At 60.9% G+C, this 20918-nt stretch carries 17 protein-coding genes; 10 read left to right on the forward strand and 7 right to left on the reverse strand.

Going from position 1 to position 20918, the window contains the following annotated elements:
• The 4 genes from dnaA to gyrB are packed head-to-tail and all read left to right on the forward strand — an operon-like array spanning position 1 to position 6218.
• Positions 1-1530: a chromosomal replication initiator protein DnaA gene (dnaA, locus tag QQ992_RS00005; RefSeq protein WP_286111844.1), complete on the forward strand. Its 1530-nt coding sequence runs from the start codon at positions 1-3 to the stop codon at positions 1528-1530.
• Between the two features lie 40 nt (positions 1531-1570).
• Positions 1571-2674 carry a DNA polymerase III subunit beta gene (dnaN, locus tag QQ992_RS00010; RefSeq protein ID WP_016712777.1) on the forward strand — a complete coding sequence of 368 codons (1104 nt, stop codon included), beginning with the start codon at positions 1571-1573 and terminating at the stop codon, positions 2672-2674.
• Between the two features lie 15 nt (positions 2675-2689).
• Positions 2690-3793: a DNA replication/repair protein RecF gene (gene recF, locus QQ992_RS00015; RefSeq protein WP_286111847.1), complete on the forward strand. Its 1104-nt coding sequence runs from the start codon at positions 2690-2692 to the stop codon at positions 3791-3793.
• A gap of 4 nt (positions 3794-3797) precedes the next feature.
• Entirely contained in the window at positions 3798-6218 is a 2421-nt protein-coding gene (gene gyrB, locus QQ992_RS00020) for a DNA topoisomerase (ATP-hydrolyzing) subunit B (protein WP_105947112.1), read from the forward strand.
• Between the two features lie 61 nt (positions 6219-6279).
• Here the strand turns inward: gyrB and QQ992_RS00025 are convergent, their stop codons facing one another.
• Positions 6280-6687 carry an RcnB family protein gene (locus QQ992_RS00025; RefSeq protein ID WP_105947111.1) on the reverse strand — a complete coding sequence of 136 codons (408 nt, stop codon included), beginning with the start codon at positions 6685-6687 and terminating at the stop codon, positions 6280-6282.
• Between the two features lie 129 nt (positions 6688-6816).
• The gene (locus tag QQ992_RS00030) at positions 6817-8109 is read right to left on the reverse strand and encodes a sigma-54 interaction domain-containing protein (RefSeq protein ID WP_286111849.1); all 1293 of its coding nucleotides are present in this window, start codon (positions 8107-8109) and stop codon (positions 6817-6819) included.
• Between the two features lie 220 nt (positions 8110-8329).
• On the opposite strand from QQ992_RS00030, the gene QQ992_RS00035 reads away from it, so the two are divergent.
• The 3 genes from QQ992_RS00035 to QQ992_RS00045 are packed head-to-tail and all read left to right on the forward strand — an operon-like array spanning position 8330 to position 11340.
• Complete coding sequence (locus tag QQ992_RS00035) at positions 8330-9214, forward strand: MBL fold metallo-hydrolase (RefSeq protein WP_286111851.1); 885 nt, start codon at positions 8330-8332, stop codon at positions 9212-9214.
• Between the two features lie 39 nt (positions 9215-9253).
• A complete protein-coding gene (locus QQ992_RS00040; protein WP_286111853.1) occupies positions 9254-10525 on the forward strand; it encodes an NAD(P)/FAD-dependent oxidoreductase in 1272 nt (423 codons plus the stop codon).
• Positions 10522-11340: a sulfite exporter TauE/SafE family protein gene (locus QQ992_RS00045; RefSeq protein WP_028699546.1), complete on the forward strand. Its 819-nt coding sequence runs from the start codon at positions 10522-10524 to the stop codon at positions 11338-11340. Before QQ992_RS00040 ends, QQ992_RS00045 begins: the two co-directional genes overlap by 4 nt.
• On the opposite strand, the gene QQ992_RS00050 is transcribed toward QQ992_RS00045, so the two are convergent.
• Positions 11329-12216 (reverse strand): LysR family transcriptional regulator, encoded by an 888-nt coding sequence (locus QQ992_RS00050; protein WP_060499867.1) that lies wholly within the window; start codon positions 12214-12216, stop codon positions 11329-11331. The two genes, QQ992_RS00045 and QQ992_RS00050, sit on opposite strands and share 12 nt — an antisense overlap.
• A 162-nt stretch (positions 12217-12378) precedes the next feature.
• Between QQ992_RS00050 and QQ992_RS00055 the strand changes: the two genes are divergently transcribed.
• A complete protein-coding gene (locus QQ992_RS00055) occupies positions 12379-14025 on the forward strand; it encodes a GMC family oxidoreductase (protein WP_286111855.1) in 1647 nt (548 codons plus the stop codon).
• Between the two features lie 96 nt (positions 14026-14121).
• Positions 14122-15741: an MFS transporter gene (locus QQ992_RS00060; protein WP_016712787.1), complete on the forward strand. Its 1620-nt coding sequence runs from the start codon at positions 14122-14124 to the stop codon at positions 15739-15741.
• A 176-nt stretch (positions 15742-15917) separates the two neighbouring features.
• Here QQ992_RS00060 and QQ992_RS00065 read toward each other — a convergent pair whose 3' ends face one another.
• Genes QQ992_RS00065 through glyQ form a run of 4 tightly spaced genes read right to left on the reverse strand, consistent with a single transcriptional unit; the run spans position 15918 to position 20276 of the window.
• Complete coding sequence (locus QQ992_RS00065; protein WP_019099404.1) at positions 15918-16703, reverse strand: lysophospholipid acyltransferase family protein; 786 nt, start codon at positions 16701-16703, stop codon at positions 15918-15920.
• Between the two features lie 46 nt (positions 16704-16749).
• Positions 16750-17277, reverse strand: coding sequence for a D-glycero-beta-D-manno-heptose 1,7-bisphosphate 7-phosphatase (gene gmhB, locus QQ992_RS00070; protein WP_286111857.1), 528 nt, complete (start codon positions 17275-17277; stop codon positions 16750-16752).
• 3 nt (positions 17278-17280) lie between these two features.
• Positions 17281-19332, reverse strand: coding sequence for a glycine--tRNA ligase subunit beta (gene glyS / locus QQ992_RS00075; protein WP_286111859.1), 2052 nt, complete (start codon positions 19330-19332; stop codon positions 17281-17283).
• Entirely contained in the window at positions 19329-20276 is a 948-nt protein-coding gene (glyQ, locus tag QQ992_RS00080) for a glycine--tRNA ligase subunit alpha (RefSeq protein WP_003253126.1), read from the reverse strand. The genes glyS and glyQ overlap by 4 nt, the downstream gene beginning before the upstream one ends.
• Positions 20277-20359: 83 nt before the next feature.
• On the opposite strand from glyQ, the gene QQ992_RS00085 reads away from it, so the two are divergent.
• The gene (locus tag QQ992_RS00085) at positions 20360-20911 is read left to right on the forward strand and encodes a DNA-3-methyladenine glycosylase I (protein ID WP_286111861.1); all 552 of its coding nucleotides are present in this window, start codon (positions 20360-20362) and stop codon (positions 20909-20911) included.
• The last annotated feature ends 7 nt before the right edge of the window (positions 20912-20918 follow it).

A 20918-nucleotide genomic window follows, 5' to 3' on the forward strand; every position in this document is an offset into this window, starting at 1 on the left:
GTGTCAGTGGAACTTTGGCAGCAGTGCGTGGAGCTTCTGCGCGATGAACTGCCTGCCCAGCAATTCAACACCTGGATCCGTCCGCTACAGGTCGAAGCCGAAGGCGACGAGTTGCGCGTCTATGCGCCTAACCGTTTCGTTCTCGATTGGGTCAATGAAAAGTACCTGGGTCGTTTGCTCGAGCTGCTAGGCGAAAACGGCAGCGGTATTGCGCCTGCCCTTTCCTTGTTGATAGGTAGCCGTCGCAGTTCGGCTCCGCGTGCTGCGCCCAACGCACCGGTCAGTGCGGCCGTGGCTGCCTCGCTGGCTCAAGGCCAGGCGCACAAGCCTGTACCGGTAGCTGCGGTCGAACCTGTTGCAGTGCCGGTGGCCGAGCCGGTATTGGTCGAGGATCTTGCCGAACCGTCCGCACGCGACAGCTTCGATGCCATGGCCGAAACGGCTGCGGCACCCGTCGTTGGCGGTCGGGCCGAACAGCGCACCGTGCAGGTTGAAGGTGCGCTCAAGCACACCAGCTACCTGAACCGTACCTTCACCTTCGAAACTTTCGTCGAAGGTAAGTCGAACCAGTTGGCGCGTGCGGCTGCCTGGCAGGTCGCGGACAACCCCAAGCATGGTTACAACCCGCTTTTCCTTTATGGCGGTGTGGGCCTGGGTAAAACCCACCTTATGCATGCTGTGGGTAACCACCTGCTGAAGAAGAACCCGAACGCCAAGGTCGTGTACCTGCATTCGGAGCGCTTCGTCGCGGACATGGTCAAGGCTCTGCAGCTGAACGCTATCAACGAATTCAAACGCTTCTACCGCTCGGTGGATGCGTTGCTGATCGACGATATCCAGTTCTTTGCCCGTAAAGAGCGTTCGCAGGAAGAGTTTTTCCACACCTTCAACGCCCTGCTTGAGGGCGGCCAGCAGGTAATCCTGACCTCTGACCGTTACCCCAAGGAGATCGAAGGCCTGGAAGAGCGCTTGAAGTCGCGCTTTGGCTGGGGCCTGACGGTGGCCGTCGAGCCACCCGAACTGGAAACCCGTGTGGCCATCCTGATGAAGAAGGCCGACCAGGCCAAGGTCGAGCTGCCGCATGATGCGGCCTTCTTCATTGCCCAGCGCATCCGCTCCAACGTGCGTGAGCTGGAAGGTGCCTTGAAGCGGGTGATCGCCCACTCGCACTTCATGGGCCGCGATATCACCATCGAACTGATTCGCGAGTCGCTGAAAGACCTGCTGGCGCTGCAGGACAAACTGGTCAGTGTGGATAACATTCAGCGAACCGTCGCCGAGTACTACAAGATCAAGATCTCTGATCTGTTGTCCAAGCGGCGTTCACGTTCTGTCGCTCGTCCACGCCAGGTGGCCATGGCCCTGTCGAAGGAGCTGACCAACCACAGTCTGCCGGAAATCGGCGACATGTTCGGTGGTCGCGACCACACGACCGTGCTGCACGCCTGCCGCAAGATCAACGAACTGAAGGAATCCGACGCGGACATCCGCGAGGACTACAAGAACCTGCTGCGGACGCTGACGACCTGATGGCCGTCTGCGCAGCTAATTGAAGGCAAGGGACTAGACCATGCATTTCACCATTCAACGCGAAGCCCTGTTGAAACCCCTGCAACTGGTCGCCGGTGTCGTCGAGCGCCGTCAGACCTTGCCGGTCCTGTCCAACGTATTGCTGGTTGTGCAAGGCCAGCAACTGTCGTTGACCGGTACCGACCTGGAAGTCGAACTGGTAGGCCGCGTGCAACTGGAAGAGCCGGCTGAGCCCGGCGAAATCACTGTCCCGGCACGCAAGCTGATGGACATCTGCAAAAGCCTGCCGAACGACGCCCTGATCGATATCAAGGTCGACGAGCAGAAGCTGTTGGTCAAGGCCGGCCGTAGCCGTTTCACCCTGTCCACCCTGCCAGCCAATGACTTCCCGACGGTGGAAGAAGGCCCGGGCTCGCTGACCTGCAACCTGGAACAGAGCAAGCTGCGCCGGCTGATCGAGCGCACCAGCTTCGCCATGGCCCAGCAGGATGTGCGCTACTACCTGAACGGCATGCTGCTGGAGGTGTCCCGCAACACCCTGCGCGCAGTGTCCACCGATGGTCACCGCCTGGCGTTGTGCTCCATGACCGCGCCGATCGAGCAAGATGATCGCCATCAGGTCATCGTGCCACGCAAAGGTATCCTGGAGCTCGCGCGTTTGCTCACGGACCCGGAAGGCATGGTCAGCATCGTGCTGGGCCAACATCACATCCGTGCCACCACCGGTGAATTCACTTTCACCTCCAAGCTGGTGGACGGCAAGTTCCCGGACTACGAGCGCGTACTGCCCAAGGGCGGCGACAAGCTGGTGGTCGGTGACCGCCAGGCCTTGCGTGAAGCCTTCAGCCGTACCGCGATTCTTTCCAACGAAAAGTACCGCGGCATTCGTCTGCAACTGGCTGCTGGCCAACTGAAGATCCAGGCCAACAACCCGGAGCAGGAAGAAGCAGAGGAAGAAATCAGCGTGGACTACGAAGGTAGCTCGCTGGAAATCGGCTTCAACGTCAGCTACCTGCTCGACGTGCTGGGCGTAATGACTACTGAGCAAGTTCGTCTGATCCTCTCGGATTCCAACAGCAGTGCCCTGCTGCAGGAAGCGGGCAATGACGATTCTTCCTATGTTGTCATGCCGATGCGCCTGTAACCCATAGCAGGCGACATGTCCCTTCGACGTATCATGGTCACCGCGGTGCGCAATTTGCACCCGGTGACTCTCTTACCCTCCCCCCGTATCAACATACTTTATGGCGCCAACGGCAGCGGCAAGACCAGTGTGCTTGAGGCTGTGCATTTGCTGGGGCTGGCGCGCTCTTTCCGCAGCACACGCCTGAACCCGGTGATCCAGTACGAACAGGCTGTCTGTACCGTGTTTGGTGAAGTGCAGTTGACCGAGGGTGGCACCAGCAACCTGGGCGTCTCCCGGGAGCGCCAGGGGGAGTTCACTATTCGCATCGATGGGCAGAATGCGCGCAGCGCGGCGCAACTGGCGGAGTTGTTACCGCTTCAGCTCATCAACCCAGACAGTTTCCGCCTGTTGGAAGGTGCCCCGAAAATTCGTCGCCAGTTTCTGGATTGGGGGGTGTTCCACGTGGAACCTCGCTTCTTGCCAGCCTGGCAGCGGCTGCAGAAGGCGCTGCGGCAGCGGAACTCATGGTTGCGTCATGGTACACTTGACCCAGCTTCGCAAGCCGCCTGGGACCGGGAACTGTGCCTGGCCAGCGCGGAAATAGATGAATACCGTCGCAACTACATCAAGGCCTTGAAGCCCGTCTTCGAGCGAACCCTGAGCGAACTGGTCGAGCTGGACGGGTTGACCCTGAGCTACTACCGAGGCTGGGACAAGGACCGGGAACTGCAAGAAGTACTCGCCTCCTCTCTCCTTCGCGATCAGCAGATGGGCCATACCCAGGCCGGTCCGCAGCGTGCTGATCTGCGTCTTCGTCTGGCTGCCAACAATGCAGCCGACATCCTGTCGCGTGGTCAGCAAAAGCTGGTGGTGTGTGCATTGCGCATTGCCCAGGGCCACCTCGTTAGTCAGGCTCGCCGCGGTCATTGTATTTATCTCGTGGATGACTTGCCGTCCGAACTGGACGACCAGCATCGCCGCGCGCTGTGCCGCTTGCTTGAAGAATTACGCTGCCAGGTGTTCATCACCTGTGTAGATCAAGAATTACTGAGGGAAGGCTGGCAGACGGAAACGCCAGTTGCTTTGTTCCACGTGGAACAAGGCCGTATCACCCAGACCCACGACCATCGGGAGTGAAGGCATGAGCGAAAATCAAACGTACGACTCCTCCAGCATCAAGGTGCTGAAAGGTTTGGATGCCGTACGCAAGCGTCCCGGCATGTACATTGGCGACACCGATGATGGTAGCGGCCTGCACCACATGGTCTTCGAGGTGGTCGACAACTCCATCGACGAAGCCCTCGCCGGTCACTGCGATGACATCACCGTCATTATCCATCCGGACGAATCCATCAGTGTGCGCGACAACGGTCGCGGCATTCCGGTCGACGTGCATAAAGAAGAAGGCGTTTCCGCAGCCGAGGTCATCATGACCGTGCTGCACGCCGGCGGTAAGTTCGACGACAACTCCTACAAGGTATCCGGCGGCCTGCACGGCGTAGGTGTTTCGGTCGTGAACGCCCTGTCCGAGAAGCTGGTGCTGACCGTTCGCCGTAGCGGCAAAATCTGGGAACAGACTTACGTTCACGGTGTTCCTCAAGCGCCTATGGCGGTTGTCGGTGACAGTGAAACCACAGGTACCCACATTCACTTCAAGCCTTCGGCTGAAACCTTCAAGAACATTCACTTCAGCTGGGACATCCTGGCCAAGCGTATTCGCGAGTTGTCGTTCCTCAACTCGGGCGTTGGCATTCTGCTGAAGGATGAGCGCAGCGGTAAGGAAGAGTTCTTCAAGTACGAAGGCGGTCTGCGCGCATTCGTCGAATACCTGAACACCAACAAGACGCCGGTCAACTCCCAGGTGTTCCACTTCAACGTCCAGCGTGACGATGGCGTGGGTGTTGAAGTTGCTCTGCAATGGAACGACAGCTTCAACGAAAACCTGCTGTGCTTCACCAACAACATTCCGCAGCGTGACGGCGGTACTCACCTGGTGGGCTTCCGTTCCTCGCTGACCCGTAGCCTGAACAGCTACATCGAGCAGGAAGGCCTGGCCAAGAAGAACAAGGTGGCAACCACTGGCGACGACGCCCGTGAAGGCCTGACCGCGATCATCTCGGTGAAGGTGCCGGACCCCAAGTTCAGCTCGCAGACCAAAGACAAGCTGGTCTCCTCGGAGGTGAAAACCGCCGTGGAACAGGAGATGAACAAGTACTTCGCCGACTTCCTGCTGGAGAATCCGAACGAGGCCAAGGCTGTCGTTGGCAAGATGATCGACGCCGCCCGTGCCCGTGAAGCAGCACGTAAAGCCCGTGAGATGACTCGCCGCAAAGGCGCGCTGGACATCGCCGGCCTGCCAGGCAAACTGGCCGACTGCCAGGAGAAGGACCCTGCCCTTTCCGAACTGTACCTGGTGGAGGGTGACTCCGCCGGTGGTTCGGCCAAGCAAGGCCGTAACCGTCGTACCCAGGCGATCTTGCCCCTGAAGGGTAAAATTCTCAACGTCGAGAAAGCGCGCTTCGACAAGATGATCTCGTCCCAGGAAGTGGGCACGCTGATCACCGCGCTGGGCTGTGGTATCGGCCGCGAAGAGTACAACATCGACAAGCTGCGTTATCACAACATCATCATCATGACCGATGCTGACGTTGACGGTTCGCACATCCGCACCCTGCTGCTGACCTTCTTCTTCCGTCAGCTGCCGGAGCTGGTCGAGCGCGGCTACATCTACATTGCCCAGCCACCGCTGTACAAGGTGAAGAAAGGCAAGCAGGAGCAGTACATCAAGGACGACGAGGCCATGGAAGAGTACATGACCCAGTCGGCCCTGGAAGATGCCAGCCTGCACCTGGACGAGTCGGCGCCAGCGGTTTCCGGTGTGCAGCTGGAAAGCCTGGTGAATGAGTTCCGCGGCGTGATGAAAACCCTCAAGCGCCTGTCGCGCTTGTATCCGGAAGACATCACCGAGCACTTCATCTACCTGCCGGAAGTGACCGTGGAGCAGTTGGGTGACCACGCTGCGATGCAAGCCTGGCTGGTCAAGTTCCAGGAGCGCCTGAGCAACAGCCAGAAGTCGGGCCTGGTGTATCAGGCCAGCCTGCGCGAAGACAAGGAGCGCAACGTATGGCTGCCGGAAGTGGAAGTGACCTCCCACGGCCTGGCCAGCTACGTCACCTTCAACCGCGACTTCTTCGGCAGCAACGACTACCGCTCGGTTGTTAACCTGGGTGCCAAGCTCGCCACTCTGTTGGGTGACGGTGCATACGTGCAGCGTGGCGAACGCCGCAAGGCGATCAGTGAGTTCAAGGAAGCACTGGACTGGCTGATGAACGAAACCACCAAGCGCCACACCATCCAGCGCTATAAAGGGCTGGGTGAGATGAACCCTGAGCAGCTGTGGGAAACCACCATGGACCCGACCGTGCGCCGCATGCTCAAGGTCACCATCGAAGATGCGATCGCAGCCGACCAGATCTTCAACACCCTGATGGGTGATGCGGTCGAGCCGCGCCGTGACTTCATCGAAAGCAACGCGCTGTCGGTGTCGAACCTGGACTTCTGATCAGGTGTGATCCGCCACGCACTAAAAAGCCCGCTGATGCGGGCTTTTTAGTGTCTGAAAATCAGTAACCGCTGAGAATGTTAACGATCACACCACTGGCAATAGCCACCAGCACGTAGTCGCCATTCACATACAACCAGCGATGGTCACGCGGTGGCGCATACAAGTGGCGGGCTTTCCAGTCAGTCACCCAGTAGCGGTCGCCACGGTAATGTGGGTCAACCACATGCCCTCGTTGCCACTGCTGGTGAGGCACCGGCATGCCCTGCTGCGGGCGGAAGTTCGGGTTGCGGTAATCGGGTGCACGGCCGTTGTCATGGCGGCCCTGCTGCTTTGGCTGGCCATGCGGCGGGTTGCCTTGGTGCGATGGGCCATCATCATGCCGGTCGGGTGGGCCCGGTTGTGCGAAGCTGGCCAACGGTGCGCTGAGCATGAGCGCGGCGCAGATCACGGTTAGGGTTTTCTTCATTTGAGACGGTCCTCTGCCTGTTAACGCCTGGCGTTCACTGACTGCCAGATTCGGATAACTGATCAGACCACGATTTTTGCCCTTTAATGTCAGGGCGCAGGTAAAGGTCCGGTAAAGTCTGGCGTACGCTTAGTTCAGCCCGAGCGATTTCAAGCGGCGATACAGCGTGCGCTCACTCATGCCAAGATGACTGGCCAGCTCACTGCGTGAGCCCTTGAACTGCTCCAGCGCCTGCGCAAGTTCACCCAGGGCATTGCGACGGCCGCGTCCCTTGACCACCTCGTCAGGCCCGATATCTTCCGGCAAATGCTCTGGCCGGATCAGCCCGTCATCGGCAAACAAACGGGCGCGCTCCAGAATGTTACGCAACTCGCGGATGTTGCCCGGAAATGGATGTAACCCAAGCTGCTGCAAGGCATCCTCACTCAGGCTGGGCGTAGGCTTGCCAGCCATTCGCTGTAACAGGCTTTGCGCGAGCAGTGGCAGATCTTCTACACGCTCGCGCAGCGCAGGCAGGCGAATGGGGAAACCGCTGATGCGGTAATACAGGTCTTCACGGAAGGTGCCCTGCGTGACCATTTGCTTGAGCGGTTTGTGTGTGGCCGAAACCAGGCGGAAGTCCGAGTGCACCGTGCGCAGGCTGCCCACCGGGCGGAAGCTGCCGGATTCGATCAGACGCAGCAGCTTCACCTGCATCGCCAGCGGCACCTCACCGATTTCGTCGAGAAAAAGGGTGCCTCCATGGGCCGCCTCGGCCAGGCCGATCTTGCGTTGGTTGGCGCCGGTGAACGCGCCTTTTTCATAACCGAACAACTCGCTTTCGAACAGCGACTCGGTCAGGCCAGTGCAGTCGACCACCACCAGCGGGCCGTTGGCTCTGGGGCTGCCCATATGCACCGCACGGGCGAACAGCTCTTTACCGCTACCCGATTCACCCTGTAGCAATACCGGGATCTGCGCTGGCGCCGCACGTTGCAGGCTGGCCAAGGCGGCCTTGAAGGCTGGCGCGCGTCCGACCAAGCCCTGCTCCTGAGGTTGCGCTGACGCGAGGGTGATGGTGGTCAGGCGCTCGACAAAGGCCACCACCCTGCCCTGCTCATCCAGGATCGGGCGCAGTTCGACATCGACATGCTCGGGGCCACGTGGTGTGTGATGAATGTGCAATACCCGCTCCGGCACCTTGCTGTCCCAGGCTTTGCGCATCGGGCAATGCTCGCCGGCCTGGTCGCAGGGCACGGCGTAGTGATGCGAGACCTTGTGGCATTTTTCGCCCAACGGGGCTTGCTCGTGGTGGCCGAACTGGCGGCGATAGGCGGCGTTGGCGGCCAGGATGTTGTAGTCGGTGTCCAGCACGATGGCCGGGAGGGCATCGTGCTCAAGGTAGGAAACCAGCGCTAGGATAAGGGGATGAGCTTCAGGCATGACGGCACCGTTGGATGACCGGCGCAGGGTAACAAGGACTGCCAAACACTGCCATTGGCTGACAGTCGACTGCCACATGGGCTGCCAGTATTGCTGCCAGTTGTTTGCAGTAGGCCGGTTTCATTGGCCCAAGCACGTTAAAAAGCCTGGCATGCATCTTGATAAACCTCCTGTTACTGCCTACGCCTTACAAGGCGGGGCGGATAAATTGGAGAACGTGATGATCATCGGCAACAACCTTCACGTGGACGCCTTTTACGACAAGGCGACCTCGACCATCAGCTACCTGGTCATGGACCGTGAAACCCGGCAGTGCGCATTGATCGACAGCGTGCTTGATTACGATCCCAAGTCCGGGCGCACCTGCAGCACATCGGCGGATCGCCTCATCGCACGCGTGACCGAACTGAATGCCAGCGTGCGCTGGGTGCTGGAAACCCATGTACACGCCGACCACCTTTCGGCGGCTGCTTACCTGAAGGAAAAGCTGGGCGGACACACCGCTATCGGTGCTCACATCACCCAGGTGCAGAAAGTGTTCGGTGCGCTGTTCAACGCTGAGCCTGGCTTTGCCCGGGATGGCAGCCAGTTCGATGTACTGTTCGTAGACGAGGAAGGTTTTCGCATTGGCAACCTGCATGCCCGTGCACTGCACACCCCGGGGCACACGCCCGCGTGCATGAGCTTCATGATCGAAGACGCTGGCGAAATTGCGGTGTTTGTCGGCGATACCCTGTTCATGCCCGACTACGGTACTGCCCGCTGTGACTTCCCGGGTGCCGATGCCCGCACCCTGTACCGCTCGATCCGTCGATTGCTGGCTTTCCCCGACCAGACACGGCTGTTCATGTGCCACGACTACCTGCCGGGTGGCCGCGACATGCAGTACGTCACTACCGTGGCCGAGCAGCGCGCCAGCAACATCCACATTCATCAGGGCATCGACGAAGACAGTTTTGTCACCATGCGTGAAGCGCGCGACAAGACCCTCGACATGCCGGTGCTGATCCTGCCTTCGGTGCAGGTGAACATGCGCAGCGGCCAGTTCCCCGCGCCGGAAGAGAATGGCGTGAGCTACCTGAAGATTCCGCTGAACACGCTGTAACCGCCCTGCCCCATAATCAGATTTCCAGGATTTACCGCCATGCCTGCCTTGTTGTCCCCTGCCAATATCGACCATCACAAAGTGGTCATCGTCGGTGCCGGTGCCGCCGGTATCGCTACCGCTTCCAGCCTGATAAGCCGTGACCCGTCGCTGGACGTTGCCTTGATCGACCCCGCCGAAGTGCATTACTACCAACCCGGCTGGACCATGGTCGGTGCCGGTGTGTTCAAGGCTCCGAGCACCGCCCGCACCATGGCCTCGACCATTCCGCGCGGGGTACGCTGGGTCAAGGCGCGGGTGCAGGCTTTCGATCCGTTGGGCCAGTTGGTCGTCCTCGAGGACGGTCGCGCCATCAGCTATGAACAGCTGGTAGTCTGCCCTGGCCTTACGCTGGACTGGGCGGCCATTGACGGGCTCAGCGAAACCCTGGGCCGCAACGGTGTCACCTCCAACTACCGCTACGACCTGGCGCCCTATACCTGGGAGCTGGTGCAGAAGCTCAAGCAAGGCCGTGCCATATTCAGCCAGCCGCCCATGCCGATCAAATGTGCGGGCGCGCCGCAGAAGGCGTTGTACCTGTCTTGCGACCACTGGTTACGCCACGGCCATCTGGGAGCGGTGAAAGCCAGCTTCTTCAATGCTGGCGCTGTGTTGTTCGGTGTGGCGGACTATGTGCCCGCGCTGATGAAGTACATAGACAAATACGCCGTGGACCTCCACTTCTCCCACCGACTGGTGGCCGTGGATGGCCCGAACAAGCGCGCCACTTTCGTGTGCACCCTGCCCGACGGCAGCAGCGAAACGCACATCGAGGCCTTTGACATGCTCCATGTGGTCCCACCCCAGGTGGCGCCGGCCTTCATTCGTGAAAGCCCCTTGGCCGATAGCGCGGGCTGGGTCGATGTCGACCCGCATACCCTGCGCCACCGCAAGTACATCAACATCCATGCCCTGGGTGATGTGGCCAACACCAGCAATGCCAAGACTGCTGCGGCTGCCCGTAAGCAGGCGCCGGTCGTGGCCAACAACGTGTTGGTGGCATTGGGCAGGTTGCCTACCCTCGCCCAGTACGATGGCTATGGCTCGTGCCCGCTGACTGTAGAGCGCGGCAAAATCGTCCTGGCTGAGTTCACCTATGGCGGCAAGCTGGCACCGAGCTTCCCCAGTTGGCTGCTGGATGGCCGCAAACCAACGCGCCTGGCCTGGTTGCTGAAGGCGCAAGCGCTGCCACCGTTGTACTGGCAAGGCATGCTGAAGGGCCGCGAGTGGCTGGCTCGGCCGCAGCCGTTGGGTGCAGAGGGTGGGAAGTGATCGAACATCAATTGTTGGGGGCGGGCCTGGGCGCGATCATCGGCGCGGTCCTGGCATTGACCGGCGCAGGCGGTGGCATTCTCGCAGTGCCTTTGCTGGTGTTCGGGCTGGGGCTGTCGATGGTGGAGGCCGCTCCGGTCGGCCTGCTGGCCGTAGGCCTGGCTGCTGCGGTTGGCGCGGTGCTGGGGCTACGACAGGGGCTGGTGCGTTATCGGGCGGCGCTGTTCATTGCGATGGTGGGTGTGGTTGCCGCGCCGTTCGGGCTGATGCTGGCGCACCGCTTGCCGAACACACCCTTGCAGTTGGTGTTCGCGGGTGTGTTGGTGTATGCCTGCCTGCGTATCTGGCGCAAGGCTGCCAAGGAGCTGCGCGGTGAGGCCAATGACGCCCATCGCTACATCGAACCCTGTGTGTTGAACCCGTTGCAGGGCCGTTTGCGCTGGACCCTTCCCTGCGCGCGCGCCCTGGCATTCACCGGGGCGTTGTCCGGGTTACTGTCCGGCCTGTTGGGTGTGGGTGGAGGGTTCGTCATCATCCCTGCGCTGAACCGCTATACCAACCTGCGCATGGCCAGCATCGTTTCCACGTCGCTGGCAGTAATCGCCCTGGTATCCACCGGCAGTGTGGTCAGCGCCAGCCTGGCGGGGGTCATGCATTGGCAGGTAGGCGCCCCGTTCGCCGCCGGCGCGGTGCTTGGTTTGCTGCTGGCACGGCCATTGACGGCCAGGCTGGCCGGGCCGCGTTTACAGCAGATGTTTGCAGTGGCCGGTTGGGTGGCGGCCTTGCTGCTGGCCGGCAAGGCACTATTGGGCTAGCAATTCGTGCTGTTCTGCCGCACATAGCGCCAGCAGGTAGTCCCACACCACCCGCAGGCGCACCGACTTGTGCAACTCGCGCCGGGTGCAGATCCAGTAGCTGCGCTGGATGGTCTCGCCCGGTAGCACGCGCACCAGCGTCGGGTCGTGGCGAGCCATGTAGTTGGGCAGCACGGCGATGCCCAGGCCGGCACGGGCAGCGGCCTGTTGGGCGATTACGCTAGTACTGCGAAACACCACATTCGGCGCCCGGCAGAAACTGTTCAGAAACAGCAGTTCCTGGCTGAACAGCAGGTCGTCTACGTAGCCGATCCAGCTGTGCCTGGCCAGGTCTTCGCGGTTGCGCAGGGGCGGTGCGCGGTCCAGGTAGTCCTGGCTGGCGTACAGGGCCAGGCGGTAATCGGTGAGTTTGCGGGTGATCAGCAGGTCGGCATTGGGCCGTTCCAGGTGGATGCTGATTTCTGCCTCTCGATTGAGGATGCTGACGAAACGCGGTACGGCGACCAGCTCCACTTCCAGGCCGGGGTAGCGCTCGAACAACGCGTTCATGCGAGGGGTGAAGAACATGATGCCGATGCCTTCGGTCACCCCCAGGCGAATCTTGCCCAACGGGGTGATGGCCTGAGTGATTTCTTCCTGGGCCAACAGCGCGACGTTTTCCATGGCTTCGGCGTGTTTGAGCAAGGCCTGGCCCGAGGGGGTCAGCTCGTAGCCTTGGGCATGCTGCACGAACAGCGCGGTGCCCAGGCTTTGCTCGATGCTCTCGATGTGCCGAGCCACGGTACTGTGGGTGGTGTTGAGGCGCTTGGCGGCGGTCAACAGACGGCCGCTGCGTTGCAGCTCAAGAAAAAACCGTAGATCGTTCCAGTCGAACATGCTGATCCTTTTTGGCAGTTCGTTCCGGCCCGCGAATGGGCCTGTCCAGGCTTGCCCCTGTGCTAAAACGCACAGCGGCTGCGCGAAATCTCGTGTTTCCTCCACGAAATTACTCACTAAGATGGATCGGGACAAGAATAAAAAACAGGCCCGAGGTTGCACATGCCATCAGCCGATTCTGTCTTCGACTACGTGGTCGTAGGGGCCGGTCCCGCCGGTTGCCTGCTGGCCAATCGTTTGTCCGCCGACCCTTCCTGCCGCGTCTTGCTGCTGGAAGCGGGGGGGCGCGATAACTATCCCTGGATCCACATTCCCGTGGGTTATCTCTACTGCATAGGTAACCCGCGCACTGACTGGTGTTTCAAGACCGAAGCCCAGGCTGGTCTTGGCGGTCGGGCACTGGGCTACCCGCGCGGCAAGGTGCTTGGTGGCTGCTCCTCGATCAACGGCATGATCTACATGCGTGGCCAGGCGGCCGACTATGATGCTTGGGCCGAGCAAGGTAACGACGGTTGGGCCTGGAAAGATGTATTGCCGCTGTTCAAGGCCAGCGAGAACCACTTTGCCGGCGCCAGCGAGCACCACGGCGGTGACGGCGAATGGCGGGTCGAGCGCCAGCGCTACAGCTGGCCGATTCTCGATGCTTTCCGCGATGCCGCCGAGCAAAGTGGCGTCGGCAAGGTCGATGACTTCAACACCGGCGACAACCAAGGCTGTGGATACTTTCAGGTCAACCAGCGCAGCGGCGTACGCTGGAACGCCTCCAAAGCCTTCCTGCGACCGATCAAGGACCGCGCCAACCTCACCGTGCTGACCGGCGTTCAGGTTGATCAGGTACTGCTCAACAATACCCGGGCGCGGGCGGTGAAAGCATTTTGGCAAGGCGCTTGGCACGAGTTTGCGGCGCGCCGCGAGATTATCCTTTGCGCCGGCGCCGTTGGTTCACCTGGCATTCTGCAGCGCTCCGGTATCGGCCCGCGCCAACTGCTGGAAAGCCTGGGTATCGGCGTTCGCCACGACATGCCAGGGGTGGGCGGCAACCTTCAGGACCACCTGCAACTGCGCCTGATCTACCAGATCCGCAACACCCGCACCTTGAACCAGATGGCCAACAGCCTCTGGGGCAAGATGGGTATGGGCTTGCGCTACCTCTATGATCGCAGTGGCCCGCTGGCCATGGCGCCGAGTCAATTGGGTGCATTTGTGCGTTCGAGCCCGGAGCAAGCTACCGCCAATTTGCAGTACCACGTGCAGCCGCTGTCACTGGAGCGCTTCGGCGAGCCGTTGCATCCGTTCCCTGCGTTCACCGCTTCGGTGTGCAACCTGCGCCCGGCCAGTCGCGGGCGTATCGATATTCGCAGCACCGACATGAACAGCACGCCGCTGATCGACCCCAATTACCTCAGCGACCCACAGGACCTGCGCGTCGCTGCCGATGCCATTCGTCTTACCCGGCGCATCGTCCAGGCCCCTGCCCTCGCGGCGTTCGAGCCCAAGGAATACCTGCCGGGCCCGGCCCTGCAAACCGAGGAAGAACTGTTCGAGGCCGCTGGCAAAATCGGCACCACCATCTTCCACCCGGTCGGCACCTGCCGCATGGGCTCCGGCGCATTGGATGTTGTGGATAACCAGCTGCGCGTACACGGCATCCCCGGCCTGCGCGTAGCGGATGCCTCGATCATGCCGCAGATCACTTCCGGCAATACCTGCTCACCCACCCTCATGATCGCCGAAAAGGCGGCGCAACTGATTCTCAAAGGAGCTGCGACCCAAACCTATCTGAATGAAGACGCCTTACCGACGCCCTGACCGGGTGCGTGCAGTACCGGCGGCTTGCGGTCAGAGGCTGCCGACAGTGGAACAACAAGAATAATCACTGTGGCCTGCGGGCCGAGGACAGCAACGATGTCGGATTACATCCAAGAGCAGGGTGCGGCGGCCAGCAGCTCCAGCCGCCGTGAAGAACGCAAGATCATTTTCGCGTCATCCCTCGGGACGGTTTTCGAGTGGTATGACTTTTTTCTCTATGGCGCGTTGGCAGCGGTCATCAGCAAGCAGTTTTTTGCGGGTGTGAACGACACCACCGCCTTCATCTTCGCCCTTATGGCCTTCGCCGCCGGTTTCCTGGTGCGGCCCTTCGGTGCACTGGTGTTCGGCCGCCTGGGCGATATGATCGGGCGCAAGTACACCTTCCTGGTTACCATCGTGCTGATGGGCCTGTCCACCTTCGCGGTGGGGCTGTTACCCACCTATGCCAGCATCGGCATCGCAGCACCGATCATCCTGGTGATTCTGCGGATGTTGCAGGGGCTGGCGCTGGGCGGTGAGTACGGCGGTGCTGCCACTTATGTGGCGGAGCACGCACCACCCGGCAAACGTGGCTTCCACACCGGTTTCATCCAGTCCACCGCTACCCTTGGGCTGCTGCTGTCGCTGCTGGTAGTGCTGGGCAGCCGCTACATCAGCGGCGACCAGTTCGAAACCTGGGGCTGGCGCCTGCCGTTCCTGCTGTCGATCGTGCTGCTGGCCATCTCCACCTGGATTCGTATGAGCATGCACGAATCGCCGGCGTTCGTGAAAATGAAGGCCCAGGGCAAGATCAGCAAATCGCCGATCCGTGAGTCGTTCACCTCCTGGCCAAACCTGAAGGTGGTACTTACCGCCCTGTTCAGCATCAACGCCGGGCAAGCCGTGACCTTCTACACGGCACAGTTCTACGTGCTGTTCTTCATGACCCAGATGCTGAAGATGGACCCGGCCCAGGCCAACACCCTGCTGATCATCAGTGTGGTGATTGGTGCGCCGTTCTTCGTGTTCTTCGGCTGGTTGTCCGACCGTATCGGCCGCAAGCCGATCCTGATGCTCGGCCTGCTGCTGGCCACCGTGCTGTACTTCCCGCTGTTCAAGGCGCTGAGCCACTACGCCAACCCACAGATCGATGCCGCCAGCCGCCAGGCGCCGATCGTGGTAACCGCCGACCCGCAAGGCTGCACCTTCCAGTTCGACCCGGTGGGCAAGGCGCGTTTCGACAGCCCGTGCGACAAGGTCAAGACGTTCCTTGTCAAGCAGGGCTTGCCGTACAAATCGGTGAGCGTGGCGGGCAGTGATGTAGTGGTGAATATTGGCGACAAGGCCATCAATGGCTTCGACGAAACCGCCATGCGCGCGGCAATCGAGCAGGCGGGCTACCCAGCCAAGGCCGACCCGGCGCAGGTCAACCAGGTGATGGTGGTGGTGCTGATCGTGGCGATGATTCTGATTGCGACCATGACTTACGGCCCCTTGGCGGCGGTAATGGTCGAACTGTTCCCGACCCGTATCCGCTACACCTCGATGTCGCTGCCCTACCACATTGGCAACGGCTGGTTCGGCGGCTTCCTACCGACGGTCTCGTTCGCGCTGGTGGTGTACACCGGGGATATTTTCTACGGGCTGTGGTACCCGATTCTGGTGACCGGGGTGAGCCTGGTGGTGGGGATCTTCTGCCTCAAAGAAACCAAGGATGTGGATATCGACAAGGTCTGATGCTGTCCACACGCCATAAAAAAACCGGCTGTAAAAGCCGGTTTTTTATGCCCCGAAAAAACTTATGCACGATTTTAAGAAAAATGTCATACGTAGAAATAAACAGCTAATTCAATTACTTAGGGATCACTTGAAGCATTTGATGGAAAAACTGCTCACAAGTTATCCACAGAAAATCAAGCTGTCTGTTCCTGGGGTTTTTCCGCTGCTGGCGGCAGCGAACCCATGGCCCGCTGAGTCGCCTCGTTCCACGCTGCGGCGCGGTCGTTGAGCTCTGCAATGGCACGTGGCCCGCTGCCATTGGCGTACATGGGTTCGCCAATGACCACCTCGATGGTGCCAGAGCGTTTGCCCCAACCCGTCTTTGGCCAGAACTTGCCCGCGTTGTGGGCAATCGGCAGTACCGGCAGCCCGGCATTTACCGCCAGAGCGGTACCGCCACGGGAAAACTTGCCCACCGTGCCGAAGGGCACGCGGGTGCCTTCCGGGAAAATCAGCACCCAGGTCTTCTGCTTGAGCAGTTCGTCACCCTTGCTCGCCACCTGGCGCAGGGCTTCCTTGGGGTTGTCGCGGTTGATCGCGATCGGTCGCAGCATGGCCATGGCCCAGCCGAAGAACGGCACATACAGCAGCTCGCGCTTGAGCACTTGGCTCAACGGCGAGAAGTACTGGGACAGGAAGAAGGTTTCCCAGGTGCTCTGGTGGTTCGACAGGATCACGCAAGGCTCATTGGGCACGTTCTCGGCACCCGTGATCTTGTAGTCGATGCCGAGGATGGTGCGCACCAGGAACAGCGCGCAGCGGCACCAATATACGTTGATGAACTTGTAGCGCTTGGGAAACGACAGGAACGGCGCGACGAAAAAGCTCAGCGAGCACCACAGCAGCGAACTGGTGCCCAGCAGCAGGTAAAAAAGAAAGATTCTGATCGCCTGCAGGATCGACATAGTGGCTTGTACCATTGCGGGGCATGCCCGCCTGAGAAAAGTGCGCCCGAAGGCGCACTGTTTAAATTAGTTCTCTGGCGATAGCTGCCAGATCGTCGAAAATCAGTGTAGTTTCAGGGACACCTTTTTCCAGGGTCCGCTCGCCCTTGCCGGTTTTCACCAACACGGGTTGTGCACCGACGGCCAGGGCGGCCTCCAGGTCACCTTTGCTGTCGCCAACAAACCAGATGCCCTCAAGGCCGACCTGATAATGCTCGGCAATGGCCCGCAGCATGCCAGGCTTGGGCTTGCGGCAATCGCAGCCTTCATCCGGCCCATGCGGGCAATACACGATATGGCCCACCTCGCCGCCCTGCTCGGCCACCAGCACGCGCAGGCGCGCGTGCATGGCCTTCAGGGTTGCCAGTGTGTAATAGCCACGGGCAATGCCGGACTGGTTGGTGGCCACGGCCACCGTCCAGCCCGCCTTGCTCAACTGCGCGATCGCTTCGACCGAGCCCGGGATCGGCACCCACTCTTCCAGCGTCTTGATGTAGGCATCGGAGTCATGATTGATGACCCCGTCACGGTCGAGAATCAGCAGTTTCAAGGCTTACCCCAGCAGCGAAATGTCGGCCACGCCCAGGAACAGACCGCGCAGGCGGCTGAGCAGGGCATAACGGTTGGCGCGTACCTTGGCGTCTTCGGCGTTGACCATCACCGCCTCGAAGAAGGCGTCGACCGGGTCACGCAGGGCCGCCAGGCGGGCCAGCGATTCGCTGTACTGGCGTGCAGCAGCCATTGGTTGCACGGCCTGGTCGGCCTGCTGAATGGCCGAGTACAGGGAGAACTCGTTGGCATTGTCGAAGTACTTCGGCTCGACCTGTTCGGCGATGGCGCCTTCGGCCTTGCTCAGCAGGTTCGACACACGCTTGTTCACCGCAGCCAGGGCTTCGGCTTCCGGCAGCTTGCGGAAGGCCTGCACGGCCTGTACGCGCTGGTCGAAGTCCAGGGCAGAACCTGGCTGCAGGGCACGTACCGACAGGTAGGTGGCCACGTCGATGCCTTCGTCTTCGTAACGTGCACGCAGGCGGTCGAAGATGAATTCCAGCACCTGCTCCGACAAGCCGGCAGCCTTGACCTTGGCACCGAACTGCTTGACGGCGAACTCGACCGCACCGGTCAGGTTCAGGTCCAGCTGCTTCTCGATCAGGATACGCAGCACGCCCAAGGCAGCACGGCGCAGGGCGTACGGGTCTTTGCTGCCGGTTGGCAGCATGCCGATACCGAAGATACCCACCAGGGTATCGAGCTTGTCGGCGATGGCCACGGCAGCCCCGGTAAGGGTCTGCGGCAGCTCGGCGCCAGCACCGCGCGGCATGTACTGCTCGTTCAAGGCCAGGGCTACATCTTCCGGCTCACCGTCGTTGAGCGCGTAGTAGTAACCGGCAACACCCTGCATTTCAGGGAATTCGCCAACCATCTCGGTGGCCAGGTCGCATTTGGACAGCAGGCCGGCACGGCCAGCGCGCTGGGCGTCGCCGCCGATCAGCGGGGCGATGAAGGCAGCCAGCTTGGAAACGCGCTCGGCCTTGTCGTACACAGTGCCCAGCTGGGCCTGGAACACCACGTTCTTCAGGCGCTCGTTGAAGGTTTCCAGCGGCTGCTTTTTGTCTTGCTTGAAGAAGAACTCGGCGTCGGTCAGGCGTGGGCGCACGACCTTCTCGTTGCCTTGCACAATCTGCTTCGGGTCGCGGCTTTCAACGTTGGCCACGGTAATGAAGCGCGGCAGCAGCTTGCCTTCGCTGTCCAGCAGGCAGAAGTACTTCTGGTTGTCCTGCATGGTGGTGATCAGGGCTTCCTGCGGCACTTCGAGGAAACGCTCCTCGAACGAGCACACCAGCGGCACCGGCCATTCGACCAGGGCAGTCACTTCGTCCAGGAGCGCTGGCGGCACGATGGCGGTGCCTTCCTGCTGCATGGCCAGTTCGGCGGTACGCTTGCTGATCAGCTCGCGACGCTCCGCGAAGTCGGCCAGCACGTAGGCCTTGCGCAGGTCTTCGACGTAGTTGGCCGGGGTGGTAAGGACCACGTTCTCCGGGTGGTGGAAGCGGTGACCACGGGATTCACGGCCGGCCTTCTGCGACAGGATGGTGCAGTCGACCACCTGGTCGCCCAGCAGCATTACCAGCCATTGGGTCGGGCGTACGAACTCTTCACGGCTGGCCGCCCAGCGCATGCGCTTGGGGATTGGCAGGTCGTTCAGCGAATCTTCGACGATGGTTGGCAGCAGGCCGGCAGTGGCCTTGCCCGGGATGTGCTGAGAGAAGCGCAACTTGGGGCCGCTCTGGTCGATTTCGGCCAGCTCCACGCCACACTTCTTGGCGAAGCCCAGGGCAGCCTGGGTCGGCTCGCCGTCTTTGAAAGCAGCCTGCAGGGGCGGGCCGTCGATGTTGATGCTGCGGTCAGGCTGCTGCACGTCCAGCTGGCGAATCAGCACGGCCAGGCGACGCGGTGCGGCATACACCTGCTTGCCGGTGTAGTTCAGGCCAGCGGCCTGCAGGCCCTTCTCGATACCGGCCAGGAAGGCTTCGCCGAGGCTGGCGAGGGCTTTCGGTGGCAGCTCTTCGGTGCCCAGTTCTACCAGGAAATCTTGAGCACTCATTGTGCAGCCTCCAGCTTAGCCAACACTTCGTCACGCAATTCAGGGGTGGCCATCGGGAAGCCCAGGCGTGCGCGGGCTTGCAGATAGCTTTGTGCCACGTCCCGGGCCAGGGTACGGACACGCAGGATGTAACGCTGGCGCTCGGTAACCGAGATGGCGCGGCGGGCATCCAGCAAGTTGAAGGTGTGCGAGGCCTTCAGGACCATTTCGTAGGTCGGCAGCGGCAGCTCCAACTTGATCAGGCGGTTCGCTTCGCTTTCGTAGAAGTCGAACAGTTCGAACAGCTTGTCGACGTTGGCGTGTTCGAAGTTGTAGGTCGACTGCTCCACTTCGTTCTGGTGGAACACGTCGCCATAGGTGACCTTGCCGAACGGGCCGTCGGCCCACACCAGGTCGTACACCGAGTCGACGCCCTGGATGTACATGGCCAGGCGCTCCAGGCCGTAGGTGATTTCACCGGTGACCGGGTAGCACTCGATGCCGCCTACCTGCTGGAAGTAGGTGAACTGGGTGACTTCCATGCCGTTCAGCCAGATTTCCCAGCCCAGGCCCCAGGCGCCGAGGGTTGGCGATTCCCAGTTGTCTTCGACGAAGCGGATGTCGTGCACCAGCGGGTCCAGGCCGATGGCTTTCAGCGAGCCGAGGTACAGCTCCTGGAAGTTGGCCGGGTTCGGCTTGAGCACCACCTGGAACTGGTAGTAGTGCTGCAGGCGGTTGGGGTTTTCGCCATACCGCCCGTCGGCAGGGCGACGGCTAGGCTGCACATAGGCGGCGTTCCAGGTTTCTGGACCCACGGCGCGCAGGAATGTAGCGGTGTGGAAAGTGCCGGCGCCTACTTCCATATCGTAGGGCTGAAGCACCACACAACCTTGAGCTGCCCAGTAGTTTTGCAGGGCGAGGATCAGGTCTTGGAAGGTACGCACGGCTGGCGTAGGCTGGCTCACGAAATTCACCTGTATCTGGGGATGCGGATGTAAAGAGCGGGAGTATAACCTGATTCGCCTCGCCCTCTACTCATTGGAGCCTTATGCCACGCTGCTTTTGGTGTACCGACGATCCGTTGTACCAGGCCTACCATGACCAGGAATGGGGAACGCCACAGCGTGACCCGGCGTTGCTCTTCGAGATGCTTTTGCTCGAAGGGTTCCAGGCGGGGCTTTCGTGGATCACTGTTTTGCGCAAACGCGAGCGTTATCGCGAGGTGATGTACGGCTTCGACCCTGTGCAGTTGGCTGCCATGAGCGACGAACGTATCGAAGAACTGATGCAGGATGCCGGCATCATCCGCAACCGGCTCAAACTCAAGGCCGCCCGGCGCAACGCGCAGGCCTGGCTGGCTGTGGATAACCCTGCCGATTGGTTATGGTCGTTCGTTGGCGGGGAGCCGAAGGTCAACCATTTCGCGGGCCGCAGCGATGTACCAGCGGTCACCGATGAAGCCAAGGCCATGAGCAAGGCCCTGCAGAAAGCCGGCTTCACGTTCGTCGGCCCGACCATCTGCTACGCCTTCATGCAGGCCACCGGCATGGTCATGGACCACACCACCGATTGCGATCGCTACGCCGCCTTGCTGCGTTGAGGGGTTA

Source organism: Pseudomonas kurunegalensis, from assembly GCF_030291635.1.
Taxonomy (GTDB): Bacteria; Pseudomonadota; Gammaproteobacteria; order Pseudomonadales; family Pseudomonadaceae; genus Aquipseudomonas; species Aquipseudomonas monteilii.

Excerpts from the sequence above, each read along its gene's own strand:
- dnaN (WP_016712777.1), top strand. The coding sequence starts at position 1,571 with ATGCATTTCACCATTCAACGCGAAGCCCTGTTGAAACCCCTGCAACTG.
- recF (WP_286111847.1), top strand. The coding sequence starts at position 2,690 with ATGTCCCTTCGACGTATCATGGTCACCGCGGTGCGCAATTTGCACCCG.
- gyrB (WP_105947112.1), top strand. The coding sequence starts at position 3,798 with ATGAGCGAAAATCAAACGTACGACTCCTCCAGCATCAAGGTGCTGAAA.
- QQ992_RS00025 (WP_105947111.1), bottom strand. The coding sequence starts at position 6,687 with ATGAAGAAAACCCTAACCGTGATCTGCGCCGCGCTCATGCTCAGCGCA.
- QQ992_RS00030 (WP_286111849.1), bottom strand. The coding sequence starts at position 8,109 with ATGCCTGAAGCTCATCCCCTTATCCTAGCGCTGGTTTCCTACCTTGAG.
- QQ992_RS00035 (WP_286111851.1), top strand. The coding sequence starts at position 8,330 with ATGATCATCGGCAACAACCTTCACGTGGACGCCTTTTACGACAAGGCG.
- QQ992_RS00040 (WP_286111853.1), top strand. The coding sequence starts at position 9,254 with ATGCCTGCCTTGTTGTCCCCTGCCAATATCGACCATCACAAAGTGGTC.
- QQ992_RS00050 (WP_060499867.1), bottom strand. The coding sequence starts at position 12,216 with ATGTTCGACTGGAACGATCTACGGTTTTTTCTTGAGCTGCAACGCAGC.
- QQ992_RS00055 (WP_286111855.1), top strand. The coding sequence starts at position 12,379 with ATGCCATCAGCCGATTCTGTCTTCGACTACGTGGTCGTAGGGGCCGGT.
- QQ992_RS00060 (WP_016712787.1), top strand. The coding sequence starts at position 14,122 with ATGTCGGATTACATCCAAGAGCAGGGTGCGGCGGCCAGCAGCTCCAGC.
- QQ992_RS00065 (WP_019099404.1), bottom strand. The coding sequence starts at position 16,703 with ATGGTACAAGCCACTATGTCGATCCTGCAGGCGATCAGAATCTTTCTT.
- glyS (WP_286111859.1), bottom strand. The coding sequence starts at position 19,332 with ATGAGTGCTCAAGATTTCCTGGTAGAACTGGGCACCGAAGAGCTGCCA.
- QQ992_RS00085 (WP_286111861.1), top strand. The coding sequence starts at position 20,360 with ATGCCACGCTGCTTTTGGTGTACCGACGATCCGTTGTACCAGGCCTAC.